The organism is Streptomyces sp. NPDC004788 (genome assembly GCF_053601115.1).
Map to the genome: position 1 here is coordinate 48,640 of NZ_JBSGBF010000014.1, position 14,600 is coordinate 63,239.

Annotated in this window: 8 protein-coding genes; 5 read left to right on the top strand and 3 right to left on the bottom strand. The window is 74.5% G+C overall.

Annotated features, from left to right (window positions below):
• Positions 1–10: 10 nt before the first annotated feature.
• Positions 11–1,165, bottom strand: a complete 1,155-nt coding sequence (locus ACWEJX_RS09400) for a hypothetical protein (protein WP_451606922.1) — start codon at positions 1,163–1,165, stop codon at positions 11–13.
• Positions 1,166–1,323: 158 nt separating this feature from the next.
• Between ACWEJX_RS09400 and ACWEJX_RS09405 the strand changes: the two genes are divergently transcribed.
• The 5 genes from ACWEJX_RS09405 (at position 1,324) to ACWEJX_RS09425 (ending at position 8,545) form a co-directional block, all read left to right on the top strand.
• Positions 1,324–2,157, top strand: coding sequence for a M55 family metallopeptidase (locus ACWEJX_RS09405; protein ID WP_451606923.1), 834 nt, complete (start codon positions 1,324–1,326; stop codon positions 2,155–2,157).
• The gene (locus ACWEJX_RS09410) at positions 2,150–3,496 is read left to right on the top strand and encodes a M20/M25/M40 family metallo-hydrolase (RefSeq protein ID WP_451606924.1); all 1,347 of its coding nucleotides are present in this window, start codon (positions 2,150–2,152) and stop codon (positions 3,494–3,496) included. The genes ACWEJX_RS09405 and ACWEJX_RS09410 overlap by 8 nt, the downstream gene beginning before the upstream one ends.
• A gap of 127 nt (positions 3,497–3,623) precedes the next feature.
• Positions 3,624–5,612, top strand: a complete 1,989-nt coding sequence (locus tag ACWEJX_RS09415; RefSeq protein ID WP_451606925.1) for a prolyl oligopeptidase family serine peptidase — start codon at positions 3,624–3,626, stop codon at positions 5,610–5,612.
• Positions 5,609–6,577 (top strand): S66 peptidase family protein, encoded by a 969-nt coding sequence (locus tag ACWEJX_RS09420; protein ID WP_451606926.1) that lies wholly within the window; start codon positions 5,609–5,611, stop codon positions 6,575–6,577. The genes ACWEJX_RS09415 and ACWEJX_RS09420 overlap by 4 nt, the downstream gene beginning before the upstream one ends.
• Positions 6,578–6,757: 180 nt before the next feature.
• Complete coding sequence (locus ACWEJX_RS09425; protein ID WP_451606927.1) at positions 6,758–8,545, top strand: CocE/NonD family hydrolase; 1,788 nt, start codon at positions 6,758–6,760, stop codon at positions 8,543–8,545.
• Positions 8,546–8,697: 152 nt separating this feature from the next.
• Here ACWEJX_RS09425 and ACWEJX_RS09430 read toward each other — a convergent pair whose 3' ends face one another.
• Both ACWEJX_RS09430 and ACWEJX_RS09435 read right to left on the bottom strand, forming a co-directional pair.
• Entirely contained in the window at positions 8,698–10,104 is a 1,407-nt protein-coding gene (locus ACWEJX_RS09430) for an esterase/lipase family protein (protein WP_451606928.1), read from the bottom strand.
• Positions 10,105–10,145: 41 nt separating this feature from the next.
• Entirely contained in the window at positions 10,146–14,585 is a 4,440-nt protein-coding gene (locus ACWEJX_RS09435; RefSeq protein WP_451606929.1) for an AAA family ATPase, read from the bottom strand.
• Positions 14,586–14,600: the final 15 nt, after the last annotated feature.

A 14,600-nucleotide genomic window follows, 5' to 3' on the forward strand; every position in this document is an offset into this window, starting at 1 on the left:
CCGCAGCGCGTCAGGAGGCGGTCGTGGCCTTGCGCAGGGCGCTGATGCACGCGCCGATCGCCTCCTGGAGGGCCTCCAGTCGCTGGAGCATGTCGTCCTCGACGACGTCCTCCTCGAGGACCTCGTCGAGGGTCAGCTCCTCGAACACCTTCGTCGCCTTCTGCAGGCTGTTGTAGAACTTGGCCCGGCGCTCCTGGACCCGCAGCGCCGGATCCTCCTCGACGGCCTTCACGACCAGCGACTTGACCGTGTCGTACGCCTCGCCGGCCCACTCGCCGGCCTCCTCCGAGTCGTCCAGCTCGTCGATCAGCGACAGATGGCGCTCGGCCTCCGCGCGCAGCTCCGGCGGCGCCGCGACGGTCTGGCCCGCGGGCGTCCGGATCTGGCCGCCCTCGGCGATCTGCCGCACGAAGTCGATCCGGTCGGCCGCCTTCGCCTCCTGCGCCACCGCCTTCTTCAGGTCGCCGGTGCGGGCGATGGCCCGGGCCATCTCGGTCTGCAGCGCCGGGTCCTCCTTCATCCGGTCGAGCAGCGCGTTACGGGCGGCAGCGGCCGTGCCCGGGTCGGCGAGGATGGCGGCGCGCAGCGCGGTCGGGTTCTCCGCCACCTCCAGGGCCTTCGTCGCCTTGATGCCTTCCGCCTCGGCCGCCGCCGTGATCGCGTGCCCGCGCACCGACGTGGCGCTGGAACGCGAGGAGTAGTAGGAGAGCCAGACGTCGGCCTCGGGCAGCTCGACGTCCTCGCCGGGGAGCAGGGCCTCGAACTGCGGCACCAGGCCGTCGTCCGCGGCCATGTCCCACGCCTTGTAGTAGCGCATGACCCGCTCGGGCGAGCAGCCGGCGAGCTCCGCGAACGCCTTCGCCGACACCTTGTCCGAGCCCTCGGCCGGCTGCCCGCCGGGCCGCACGCTTCGCGCCACCTTCAGCGCGAAGGTCCAGCCGCCGGTCCGCGCGTACGCCCCGAACTCGCGGGCGTCGCGGACCACGGCCTCGACGACGTCCTGCGCGGCGGGCTCGACCCATTCGCCGGCGTCGAGCACGGTCGCGGCGGCCGCCTCGGCGGCGGGCTCGGCAGCGGCCTCGGCCTCGGCATCGGCCGCGATCTCGGCAACGGCCTCGGCGGTGGTCTCGGCGGCGGTCTCGGACGGGGCGAGGGAAGTGGTCACCGAGGTTCTCCTGTGGATAAGCGAGGGGAAATCTGCGCCCGTCAGCCTATACGCACGAGATGAAAGGATTCGCCGGAATCCACCGCCACTGGTCCACGCCTCCGACACTTTTCCACAGGGGTGGTGGGGCCCGCCGCCCGACGCGTACGGTGCCAGGCATGAAGATCCTGATCAGCGCCGACATGGAAGGCGCCACCGGTGTGACCTGGCCCGCCGACGTGCTGCCCGGGACCCCGCAGTGGGAGCGGTGCCGTGCGATGTTCACCTCGGACGTGAACGCGGCGGTGCTCGGCTTCTTCGACGGCGGCGCCGACGAGGTCCTGATCAACGAGGCGCACTGGACCATGCGCAATCTGCTGCTGGAACGGCTCGACGAGCGGGCCGAGATGCTGACCGGCCGCCACAAGTCGCTCTCGATGGTCGAGGGCGTCCAGCACGGCGACGTGGACGGCATCGCCTTCGTCGGCTACCACACCGGGGCAGGCGCCGAGGGCGTCCTCGCGCACACCTACCTCGCCAACTCGATCACCGGCGTCTGGCTCAACGGAGTGCGGGCGAGCGAGGGCCTGCTCAACGCGCATGTCGTCGCCGAGTACGGCGTCCCCGTCGTGCTCGTCACCGGCGACGACCTGACCTGCGACGACGCCCTCGGCTACGCGCCGGAAGCGCTCAAGGTCGCCGTCAAGGACCACGTCTCGCGGTACGCGGCGGTCTGCCGCACCCCCGCCCGCACCGCCGCCGACATCCGCTCGGCGGCCAAGCAGGCGGCCTCGCTCGCGGTGCGGCACGAACCGGTCCACGGCGGGCCGTTCACCGTGGAGATGGAGTTCGACGCGGAGCACCTGGCCGCCGTCGCGACGGTGGTCCCGGGCACCGAGCGGAGTGGCGAGCGGCGGGCCGCCTACACCAGCGAGACGATGTACGAGGCAATTCGCACGTTCAAGGCGGTCACCACGATCGTGTCCGCCGCCGTGGAGGAGCAGTATGGCTGACGAGAGGGACGGCACGGACCAGGGCCCGGACGCGACGGCACTCGACGAGGTCGTCACCTTCACCTCGGAACTGATCCGGATCGACACCACCAACCGCGGCGGCGGCGACTGCCGCGAGCGCCCCGCCGCCGAGTACGCCGCCGAACGACTGGCCGGCGCCGGCCTGGAACCGGTGCTCCTGGAGCGCACGCCCGGCCGCACCAACGTCGTCGCCCGCATCCCCGGCACCGACCCCACGGCCGACGCGCTGCTCGTCCACGGCCATCTGGACGTCGTCCCCGCAGAGGCCGCCGACTGGGCCGTGCACCCGTTCTCCGGCGAGGTGCGCGACGGGGTCGTGTGGGGACGCGGCGCCGTCGACATGAAGAACATGGACGCGATGGTGCTCGCCGTCGTCCGCTCCTGGGCCCGCCAGGGCATCCGGCCGCGCCGGGACATCGTCGTCGCCTACACCGCCGACGAGGAGGCCAGCGCCGAGGACGGCTCCGGCTTCCTCGCCGACCGGCACGCCGGCCTCTTCGAGGGGTGCACCGAGGGCATCAGTGAATCCGGCGCCTTCAGCTTCCACCCGGACCCCCGGACCACGCTCTACCCGATCGGCGCCGGCGAGCGCGGCACCGCCTGGCTCAAGCTCACCGCCCACGGCCAGGCCGGCCACGGCTCCAAGATCAACACCGCCAACGCCGTCACCCGGCTGGCCGAGGCCGTCGCCCGCATCGGCTCCCACGAGTGGCCCGTCCGGCTCACCCCGACCGTGCGGGCAGGGCTCGCCGGACTCGCCGCCGTGTACGGCATCGACATCGACGTGCACGCCCCGGACTTCGACACCGAGCTGCTCCTGAAGAAGCTGGGACCGGCCGCCGCCCTGCTCCGGCCCGTCGTCCGCAACAGCACCAACCCGACCATGCTCGACGCCGGTTACAAGGTGAACGTGATCCCGGGCCAGGCCGTCGCCTACATCGACGGACGGATGCTGCCCGGTCACGAGGACGAGTTCGTCGAGACGATGGACCGGCTCGTCGGACCGGACGTGACGTGGGAGTTCCACCACCGTGAGGTGGCCCTGGAGGCGCCGGTCGACTCGCCGACCTTCGCCAAGCTGCGCGCCGCCGTCGAGCGCTTCGACCCGGCCGGGCACGTCGTCCCCTTCACCATGTCCGGCGGCACCGACGCCAAGCAGTTCTCCCGGCTCGGCATCACCGGCTACGGCTTCTCGCCGCTGAAGCTGCCCCCCGAGCTGAACTACGGGGCGCTCTTCCACGGCGTCGACGAACGCGTCCCCGTCGACGCCCTGCACTTCGGCGTCCGCGTCCTCGACCACTACCTCCGGACCGCCTGACACCCGACCCGGCACACCCGGACCGCCTGACACACCCGGCACACCCGGACCGCCTGACACCCGGACCCGGCGTGCCGACCCGCACCACGACCCGCAACCACGCGATCTGCACCAGGGGGGATTCCTGATGGCAACCACGGCCACCTACGGCAGCTGGCCGTCGCCCATCGGCGCCGCGCTCGCCGCCGCGCACGACGGACGGCCCGAGTTCGTCGGCTTCGTCGGCGACGAGGTGTGGTGGTCCGCACCGCGCCCGACCGAGGGCGGTCGGCGCGCCCTGGTGCGCCGCCGCCCCGACGGCACCGAGGAGTCGGTGCTGCCCGCTCCGTGGAACGTGCGCAGCCGCGTCATCGAGTACGGCGGACAGCCCTGGGCCGGCACGGTGCGGGCCGACGGTTCGCCGCTCGTCGTCTTCTGCCACCACCCCGACCAGCGGTTGTACGCCTACGAGCCGGACGCGGCGGACGGCGCCCCGCCCCGGCCGCTCACCCCCGTCTCGCCGGTCGGCGACGGGCTGCGCTGGGCGGACCCGGTGCTCAGGCCCGAGCACGGCGAGGTCTGGTGCGTCCTGGAGGAGCTCACCGGCCCCGGGCCCACCGACGTGCGCCGGGTGATCGCCGCCGTGCCGCTGGACGGCTCCGCCGCCGATGACCGCTCGCGGGTGCGTGAACTCACCGACGGGCAGCACCACTTCGTCACCGGACCGCGGATCTCGCCCGACGGCCGGCAGGTCGCCTGGATCGGCTGGGACCACCCCCGGATGCCCTGGGACGGCACCGAGGTCCTGCTCGCCGGCATCACCGAGGACGGCGCCTTCGACCGGCCCCGCACCGTCGCCGGCGGCCCCGACGAGTCCGTCCCCCAGATCGAGTGGACGCCCGACGGGCAGCTCCTCCACCTCAGCGACCGCACCGGCTGGTGGAACCTCTACCGCATCGCCGCGGACGGCGCCCGGCCCGTCGCGCTCTGCCCGCGCCCCGAGGAGTTCGCCGGAGCCCTGTGGCGGCTCGGCCTCAGCTGGTTCAAGCCCCTGGAGAGCGGCCTGATCGCCGTCGTGCACGGCAGGGGCACCGGCGCCCTCGGCATACTCGACCCGGAGAGCGGCGAACTCGTCGACGCCGCCGGACCCTGGACCGAATGGGCCGCCACCCTGGCCGTCCACGGCACCCGGGTCGTCGGCGTCGCCGCGAGCCCGCGCAGCGCCTACGAGGTCGTCGAGCTGGACACGTGCACCGGTCGCGCCCGGGTGATCGGCGCCCCTCACCAGGACCCGGTCGACCCCGCGTACTACCCCGAGCCCCAGGAGCGCACCTTCACCGGCCCCGGAGGCCGGGAGGTCCACGCCCATGTCTACCCGCCGCACCACCCCGAGATGACCGGCCCCGAAGGCGAGCGCCCGCCCTATGTGATCTGGGCCCACGGCGGCCCCACCGGGCACGTCCCGCTCGTCCTCGACCTGGAGGTCGCCTACTTCACCTCCCGGGGCATCGGCGTCGCGGAGGTCAACTACGGCGGCTCCACCGGCTACGGCCGGGAGTACCGCGAGCGGCTCCGTGAGCAGTGGGGCGTGGTCGACGTCGAGGACTGCGCCGCCGTGGCCCGCGCCCTCGCCGACGAGGGCACCGCCGACCCGGCCCGGATCGCCGTCCGCGGCGGCAGCGCCGGCGGCTGGACCACCGCCGCCTCCCTCGTCCACAGCGACGTCTACGCCTGCGGCACCATCCTCTACCCCATCCTCGACCCGGCCGGCTGGGCCGCCGACGAGACCCACGACTTCGAGTCCCGCTACATGGACGGGCTGATCGGCCCGGTCGCCGAGGTCCCCGAGCGCTACCACGAGCGCTCCCCGCTGGAGCACATCGACAGGATCACCGCGCCCTTCCTGCTGCTCCAGGGCCTCGACGACGTGATCTGCCCGCCCGCACAGGCCGACCGGTTCCTCGCCCGGATGGCCGGCCGGGGCGTCCCGCACGCCTACATCGCCTTCGAGGGCGAGTCGCACGGCTTCCGGAAGGCCGAGACGCTGATCCGGGCGCTGGAGGCCGAACTCTCCCTGTACGCCCAGACCTTCGGCATCGAGCGGTCCGACGTCCCCCGCCTGGAGCTGCGGAAATGACCCCCGAGACCCCCCAGACCCCCGAGACCCGTGGGACCCCCGAGCCGTGTCTCCGGCCGCCGCGGCTGCGCCCCGGCGCCCGGGTGGCCGTCGTCGCGCCCAGCGGCCCCATCCCCGAGGATCGGCTCCAGGCCGGCCTCGACATCCTGCGCGGCTGGGACCTCGACCCGGTCGTCGCCCCGCACGTCATGGCCGGCCACCCCACCCTCGGCTACCTCGCCGCGACCGACGAGGACCGCGCCCGCGACCTCACCGAGGCGTGGTGCGACCCCGACGTCTCCGCCGTGCTGTGCGCCCGCGGCGGCTACGGCGCCCAGCGCATGGTGGACCTGCTCGACTGGACCGCGATACGGGCCGCGGGCCCCAAGATCCTGGTCGGCTACAGCGACGTCACCGCCCTGCACGAGGCGTTCGCCGTCCGCCTGGGCCTCGCCACCCTGCACGGTCCCATGGTCGCCGCCGCGGCCTTCCTCAAGGACGCCCGCACGCAGGAGTCGCTGCGCGCCACCCTCTTCGAGCCCGAGTCGGTGCGCACACTCGGCCTGGAGAGCGCCGGCGCCCTCGTGCCGGGCCGCGCCCACGGCGTCACCCTCGGCGGCTGCGTCAGTCTCCTCGCCGCCGACCTCGGCACCCCGCACGCCCGGAGCTCCGCCCGCGGCGGGCTGCTGCTCCTGGAGGACGTGGGGGAGGAGCCGTACCGCCTGGACCGGATCCTCACCCAACTCCTGCGTTCCGGCTGGCTGGACGGCGTCGCCGGGATCGGGCTCGGTTCCTGGGAGGAGTGCGGGCCGTACGAGGAGGTGCGCGCCGTGCTCGCGGACCGGCTCGGCGGTCTCGGTGTGCCCGTCGTGGAGCGGATGGGCTTCGGGCACCACGAGAGCGCGCCGACCGTGCCCTTCGGGATACCCGGGGTCCTGGACGCGGAGGCGGGCACGCTGACCCTGGACGTACCGGCCCTGAGCTGACGGCGTGCCGCACAACGTCGCACAGGGGACGACCGCGGCCGGGCGGCGACCCTTCACTGAATCTCCGTCAATAACCTTTGTCAGGCTCGTTGACGGCCCTCTGACACGTGTCACACCATGGGCGCGCCCCGTACCTACCGGTAGGTAGGTCGTTCGCGCGTTCTCGGTGTGGAGGTCCCCGTGTCCCGTCCCCGTGCTCGTGTCCTGCCAAGATCCCGCAAGGTCCTCGCGCTCACGGCCGGGGCGGCGCTGGCGGCGCCGCTCGCCCTCGCCGCCCCCGCACAGGGCGCCGAGCCCGGCACGTACACCTACACCGTCACCCCGCTTCGCTTCACCGTCCAGGCGGGCGGCCCCAGTTGCGCGCTCGACGCCGACCTCTACCGGCCCGAGGGTGTCGACGCGGCCCACCCCGCGCCCGCCGTCCTCGCCACCAACGGCTTCGGCGGCAGCAAGAGCGACGGCACCACCGACGCCATCGGCAAGGCCGTCGCCACCCGCGGGTACGTCGGACTCGTCTACTCCGGACTCGGCTTCGGCAAGAGCGGTTGCCTGATCTCCCTCGACGACCCGCGCATCGACGGCCAGGCCGCCGCCCGGCTCGTCGACTTCCTCGCCGGCACCCGCGCCGCCGACGACGGCACCCGCGCCGACTTCGTCACCCAGGACGGGACGGGCGACCCGCGCGTCGGCATGATCGGCGGCTCCTACGGCGGCGCCGTCCAGCTCGCCACCGCCGCGGCCGACCCCCGCCTCGACGCGCTGGTCCCCCTCATCACCTGGAACGACCTCGCCTACTCCCTCGCCCCCAACAACGCCGACCGGGCCACCCCCGGAGTCTTCAAATGGCAGTGGGCGAACGGCTTCTACCTCATGGGCGAGGGCCAGCCGCTGCTCGTGCCCTCCCTCGACCCCAGCCGGATCAACTCCCTCGGCTGTCTGCACTTCGTCACCGACGCCTGCGACACCGTCCGGCTGCTCAACTCCGGCAGCTACCCGCAGGCCGCCACCGACGGGATGCTCGCCTTCGCGCGCAGCGTGTCCCCCGTCTCGTACCTCGACAAGGTCAAGGCCCCCACCCTGATCGTCCAGGGCCAGTCCGACAGCCTCTTCAACCTCAACGAGGCCCGGGACAGCTACGACCGGCTCCGCCGGCAGGGCGTCGAGACCAAGATGATCTGGCAGTCCTGGGGACACAGCGGCGGACAGCGGCCCGGTGAACTCGACCTCGGCCAGGGAAACCTGGAGTCGAGCTACGTGGGGCGACGCGTGCTCGCCTGGTTCGACCGCTATCTGCGCGACGACCGCGCCACCGACACCGGACCGGCCTTCGCCTACTACCGCGACTGGCAGACCGGCTACGGCACCGCGTCCCGCGTCCCCGCGCTCAGCCAGCAGCTCTACCTCTCCGGCGACGGCAAGCTCGTCGACAACCGCGCCAAGGTCGTGCGCGGCTCGCGCGAGTACGCCAACTGGCTCGTGCCCACCAGTCACTCCGAGTCCTCGCTCGCCGGCCTCGTCGGACTGCCCGACCCCCAGCCGTACGACATCGCCGGCACCTACCTCGGCTGGCGCAGCGCCCCGCTCACCGCACCCGCCGACCTCGTCGGCTCGCCGCGCGCCGCCCTGAAGGTCGTCTCGCCGCGCACCGAACGCGTCCAGGACTCCGGCGACGCCGCCGACAAGCTGGTCCTCTTCGCCAAGCTCTACGACATCGCCCCGGACGGCACGAAGACCCTCGTCAACCGCCTCGTCGCGCCGGTCCGCGTACCCGACGTCACCCGCCCCTTCACCGTCGAACTGCCCGGCATCGTGCACCGCTACGAGACCGGCCACCGCCTGGAGTTCGTGATCGCCGCCAGCGACACGGCCTACTCGGGCAACCGGGGCGTCAAGCCGGTGACCGTCACCAGCGCCCCCGAGGACACGGGGACGCTGGAACTACCGCTGGTGGCCGGCCGGGTGGACTGAGCCCGGGGAGGGCGGGCCGGGGAGGCCGGGCGGGGAGGCCAAGCTGAGGAGGCCGGACCAGGCAGCTGGGTCGGGCCGGGGAGGACGGCCCGGGAAGGTCGGGCCGGGCAGCCGGGCGGGCAGGCCGGGTGAAGGGCGCCGGCCCGACCGGGTCAGTCCAGGACGACGACCGTCTCCTGCTGCACCGGCGCGGTGGGCACCCGCGGGGCCTCCACCTCGACCAGCCACAGACCCGGCGGCGGGTCGAACACGGCCCGGTACCGGCCGTCGTCCACCGGGAGCAGCCGGCGCCGCTCCAGCACCTCGCCCGTCGCCGGCGAGACCAGACGCCCGTCGAGGAACAGCCCCTCCTCCTCCGAGACCGCCGCCACCTCCAGCGGCTCGCCCTTGGCCACGGCCTCCGGGACGTCGACGCCGAAGCCCATGCTCAGCGTCTGGTACGGACGGTGCTCCAGGGCCTCGTACCGGTCCAGCAACTGCCGGTGCAGATGGAGGTCGTTCGGCAGGGCCGTGTGGCCGAGCCGGAACCAGTCGACGCGCGCGCCGTCGGCCCAGTCCGGCGGTGTCGCGGAGAGACACGGCACCGTGCCGTCACCCTGCCAGCGGTTGTCGTCGGGGAAGCGGTCGGCGTACGTGACCTCCCCGGCGGACAGCCGCAGCAGCACGTCCGTCGGCTCGCCGCGGCCGCCGGACGCGAACAGCCGGTAGGCGTCGGGACGGCCGGCGGCCCGGTCCGCCTCGGCGTTGTCCCGGATGTGCCGGGCGAGCTCCCGGCGGAACTCGAACGCGTCGCGCACCATCGCGGTGTCCAGGTCCGGCACGGACACGTCCTCGAGCCGGGTGCCGCCCGGATGACCGTCCACGCACTGGTACGTGGGCAGCAGCTGGTGCACCGCCGGCATGCTGCGCGCCGCCGTGATCAGCCGCTCGCGCAGCCGCGCCGGCACGGCCCGGAGCTTCCGGCCGGGGAAGGTACCGGTCAGCGCCTGGACGGCCTTCACGGCGCCCGCGTACGGCGTGCCGATGGTCACCAGGGACCGCGCGGTCTCCCGGCCGCCCAGCACCTCCAGGTAGTAGCGCGCCACCAGTCCGCCCATGGAGTGGCAGACGAGGACGACCTTCGGCGCGCGCTCGCCGGTCTCGCCCCGGCCGCGGCACTCCTCCGTCCAGCGCGTCAGCTCCCGTTCGACGAAGACCTTGAGGAGCGCGGCGGAGTGCCGGTTCGACAGGCGCCAGTCGTACGGGAAGACGACCATCCGCCCCTCGGCGAGGCCGCCCAGGTGCCGGGCCAGCTTCTTGTAGGCCACGTGCGGCATCAGTCCGGGCCAGATGCGCGGCTCCTTCAGCAGCCCGTCCGGGGACAGCGCGTGCGGCGCAGGCGCCTCCGGCGCCCCGTCGCCGATGCCGGGCGGCAGCGTGAGCCGCTCGAAGTAGCGTTCCAGGCCGAACAGCACGCTGCCGACCACGCCGGGGGTGAGGTTCCAGACGTCCTTGCCCTCCGCGTCGCGCAGCACGCTGCCCATGATTCCGGGCACGAAGACGACCAGGTCGTTCGCCATCTCTCTCCTTTCGGTCTTTCCTGTCAGGTCGGTGACCGGCGTCAGCCACGACGCTCGTCGAGCCGCAGGACGTCCATGCGCTCCCGGCCGACCACCGCGACCAGCAGCCCCGACGCGGCCGGGGCGGCGAACACCTGGTGCACGTCGAAGCCGCGGTCCGGGACCATCCGGTCCTCGCCCGGACCGTCGACGGCCCACTCGTGGACGATCCGGGTACGGCTCGCGCCGAGGAGCACCAGCCGGCCCGCCGCGGTCGTGCAGAAGGCCAGCGAGCGGACGTCGGCGGCATCGGTGCGCAACCGGAGCCGCCGCCGGCCGGTGCCGTCCTCCAACGGGTCGTCCAGGGAACCGGTGAAGACCCCGGCGGAGGTGGCGACCGCCACGAGCGGCCGGCCCCCGGCGTCGTGGGTGGCGGCCAGTGCGCGGGCCGGCACGGGGTGGGCGAGCCGCGGCAGCCGGAAGCGCAGGGGTCCCGTGCCGGGCTCCGCCCGCGGCCAGACCCAGACGGAGTCGCCCGCCGTCGCCGCGAGGAAGGGCTCGGCGCCGGGTGTGCCGACGGCCGTCAGATGTTCGATCCGTCCGACGCCGACGTGCAGGCTCGGCCGCTGTTCGCCGCTGGAGACGTCCCAGCGGCGGATGTACCGGTCGGTCGCCGCGAGCACCTGGACCGCGCCGCCGCCGCCGTCACCGCCGCCCTCGCCCTCGCCCTCGCCCCGTTCGGCCAGGGCCACGGCGGTCACGCTGCTGTCGCGGTGCACGTCGAGCGGGAAGACCGTACCGGCGTCGTCGTCCAGGGTCCTGACCCGCAGACAGGGGCCGTGCACCGGGTGGTGCCCGCCCACCGCGAGCCAGACCGGTCCACCGCCGGGAGTGCCGCGCAGCGCCAGCGAGGAGACCCGGTCGAGAACCCGGTCGTCGGCCAGGTGCCGCCCGCCCAGGTCCCAGACGCGGACGGTGTTCTCCGCGGCGAGCGCCACCGCGCCGCCCGCGCCCCCGGCCGCCCCGGTCATCGCCCCCACATGACCGCTTCCCGAAACGGGCATCCCGGTCCGCGGGCCGCCCCCGTCCGCGCCGGAGCCGGGTGGGCCGGCGGCCGGCCGCCACACCCGGATCCGGGAGCCGTCCGCCACGCACACGGACCCCTCGTCATCGCGCAGGAACGCCACCGAGCGCGGCTGCGTGCGATGCCCGGGCAGAGCGGGCAACTCCTCGTTCTCCAGACACCCGTCCCGGATCCCGTCCTGGTCTCTGCCCGGGGCCTCGTCCCGGCTTCCGTCCCGGCTTCCGTCCCGGCTTCCGTCCCGGCCCCCGTCCCGCACCCGCCACAGCCGTACGGTCCCTCCGTCGACCGCCGCCACCAGGAGCCCCTCGGGGCCGTCGTCCCGCAGCGCCACCGCCGAACCGGACGCGTGCCGCAGGGCCGCCGCGTGCACCAGCTCGGCGCCCGGCGGCGCCCCGTCGGCGCCTCCCCGGACTTGCCACACCCGCACCTGCGGCCGGGCCGTGCCGAGGACGGCGACATGCAGCACGGCGTCCGAGGCGGTGGCGGCGAGGGCGTCGGCCCGGCCGCCGTCCGCGCCGAAGGCGAGCAGCCGTTCGCCGCTCCGCGCGTCCCACACCACCACCCCGCCGTCCCCGGCGGCAAGCACGCTCGGCACCCCGTCCAGGGCGCCGACGGCCACGCTCTGCACCGGACCGGCACCGGGCCACGGCCAGAAGCCACGGTGCCGGGGGCGCCCGTCCCGCCACTCCCACACGGAGACGGTCGTGCCGCTCGCCGCGACGACCAGCGCGGTGCCGCCGGCGGATCCGGCCGCCACGTCGCCGATCCGCGCCCCCCACCCGTACACCTGCACCGGTCCGGACTCCGAGGTCCACACGACGACCCGCTCGGCGTCCGCGACCGCCGTCACCGCCGCCCCGAGCGGCGCCACCGTCAGCGCGTGGAACGCGCCGCTGCCCAGCCAGCGGTGCAGGAAGACGGGCCGGCCGCCGGGCCGCGGCCAGTGCCAGAGCCGTTCGCCCGCCGCCAGCAGACCCCGGCCGTCGCCGTCGGCGGCCACCGCCCGCACATCGCCCTGCGGCACCTTCAGCGTCCGGAACGGCGGCACCGGCCGGGTCGTCGTCCACTCGTCCGTCCAGAACAGCAGCCCGGGGGAGCGGGCCCAGGCCCGTAACTCCGGTTGCTGGTAGAGCGCCGTGGCCTGCAGCAGCGCCGAACGCCCGGCCGGGCTCCGGCCGGTGAGCTCCTCCGCGACCCGCCGGTAGAGCTCCGTCCGCGCCGTGGCCGCCGCGCCCGGCCGGTCGAGCAGCAGGATCAGCCGCTCCGGCTCCGCGTTGACCAGCAGCTCCGCGTCCTCCGCCAGCTCGGTGAGCCGGCCGCAGGCGGCGGCGTGGGCGGTGGCGTAGCGGGCGATGTACGGGTTGGTGGCGCCGCGCCCCCGGTAGACGGCCCGGTGCGTGTGCAGCAGCACGTCCGTCATGACCGCGTGCAGCTCGGCCCGGCCCCGGCCGGTGCCCTCCAGGAGGTGGTGGGCGAGGGCCTCATGGCCGAGCCGGTAGACGGGCTGGCCGGCCTCTCCGTACTCGACGACATGGGCGCCGGCCACCCGTCTGATCCGCCGGATGTCGTCCGCACCGTACGCGACGGTCCGCCCGTCCGCGTCGGCCAGGCGCCGCGCCGCGTCGAGCCAGATGTCGTCGGCGTGCGGCAGCCCCGCGCCGTACGACAGGGCGAGCGGCAGCAGCAGTCCGCGCGCCCAGCCGGCGGGCACGGGCCCGCCGGGACCGGCCGAGGCGATCCGGTCGAGGTCCCGGACCTCCTGTTCGAGGGCCTCCTCCAGTCCGGCGGCGAGCAGCCCGCGGAACTCCTCGCCGTCCGGGGCGAGCGCCCGCCCGGCGCGCACCAGCGCGGCGCAGTGCAGCCGCGCGACGAGGAACACGCCCTGGCTCTGCTCCACCAGGACCCGTGCCACCGCCTCGCGCAGTCCGGCGTCCGCGCGGTACGGCGAGTCCGGTACGGACAGCCGGTGCGTCACGTACTCGGCGATGTCGTCCGAGCGGTCGTGCACCGTGTCCAGGTCGTGCGTGGTGGCGTCGAGCAGCGCGAGGGCCTGTCCGGCCGTGGGGCGGGTGCCGACCAGGATCCGTACGTTCGGCTGCTGGCCCAGCGGACCGAGCACCTCGGTGACCACCGCGTCGAGTTGGGCCGGGTCCGTCTCGTCGAGCCCGTCGACGAGGAAGGCGGCCTCGCCCTCGGCCCGGCAGGCCGCGATCAGCGCGAGGACCGCTTCGCCGACGTCCTTCCAGCCGGCCTCGGGCTCCGGGATCTGCATGCCCTGGGCCAGCTCGCGGGCGCATTCCAGGGCGCTGCGGCCACGGCACTGGATGCCGGCGGAGATCGCCCCCGCGAGGCTGCTGCGCCGCCCCGGCGGCAGGGCGCGGAACTGCGGCGTGTCCTTGATCGTCATCAGCGCGATCTGCCCGAGGAGCGCCGACTTGCCGCTGCCGGGCGCCCCCGTGACGACCATGACGCCGTTGCGCCCGGAGGAGGTCAGCCACTCCGTGATCCGGGCCAGCGAGTGCCGTCGTCCGACGAACGGCGCGTCGTCCTCCTCCAGGAGCAGTCCGGCGAACCGGCCACGCAGCAGACGCTGCACCTGTTCGCCGAGGAGCTCCTCCCGCCGGGTGGGCGCGGCGGCGGAGACGGGGCGCGCGGAGGGGTCGTAGTGCGGATTGACGAAGAAGCCCAGGAGCCGCCCGCCGCCGTGGAGTTGGGGCGTGACGCGGTCGCCGCCCGCGGTGTCCGCCAGCACGTGGTGGACCGCTTCGAGGACCACCGCCCCGTGGACGGCCCGCGCGTACGCGTTCCACAGCGGCTCCTCGCGGAACTCCTGGTCGCGCGTGTCGACCAGCCGCCGCCACGCGCCCAGCCAGAGCCCGACCTGTGCGAGGTCGTCGCCCGCGACCGTGCCCAGGCAGCCGATGCTCCGGCCGGGCAGGCCGGCGCCCGGCGGCCCCGGCCGCAGGATCCCGGCCGCGACCTCCAGCTCGACGTACTCCTGGTAGACCTCGTAGGCGAAGTCGGCGGCGTGGCAGGTGTCGACGATGAACAGCACGTCCCCGCTCAGCCGGATCAGGAAGCGGCCGAGCTCGTTCGGATAGAACATCGGGTCCTTCGCCCGGAGGTCGAAGTCCCGGGACGGCAGGCCGACGCGGTGCCGGCCGTAGGCGAAGCCGTGCCCCACCCAGTAGACGATCTTGCGCCGCGCCGTGGACCGCCGGATCACGTCGAGCGCCTCGTCGATCTCCCGCTTGGTTCCCGAGATCACCGGCGCGTCGGCGTCGAAGCCGAGCCGGCGGGCCAGCGCGCGGAAGTCCTCGGCGCAGCGGCGGGCCGACTCCAGCCGGGCATGCGGGGCGCCGTCGTACTCGTCGACGCACACGACGAACGCCTCGCCGTGCACCCCCGCACCGCTCACCGCACCCGCCTCCCG

Bases quoted from the DNA above. Each gene is read 5' to 3' on its own strand.
- ACWEJX_RS09405 (WP_451606923.1), top strand. From the start codon at position 1,324: ATGAAGATCCTGATCAGCGCCGACATGGAAGGCGCCACCGGTGTGACC.
- ACWEJX_RS09410 (WP_451606924.1), top strand. From the start codon at position 2,150: ATGGCTGACGAGAGGGACGGCACGGACCAGGGCCCGGACGCGACGGCA.
- ACWEJX_RS09430 (WP_451606928.1), bottom strand. From the start codon at position 10,104: ATGGCGAACGACCTGGTCGTCTTCGTGCCCGGAATCATGGGCAGCGTG.
- ACWEJX_RS09420 (WP_451606926.1), top strand. From the start codon at position 5,609: ATGACCCCCGAGACCCCCCAGACCCCCGAGACCCGTGGGACCCCCGAG.
- ACWEJX_RS09415 (WP_451606925.1), top strand. From the start codon at position 3,624: ATGGCAACCACGGCCACCTACGGCAGCTGGCCGTCGCCCATCGGCGCC.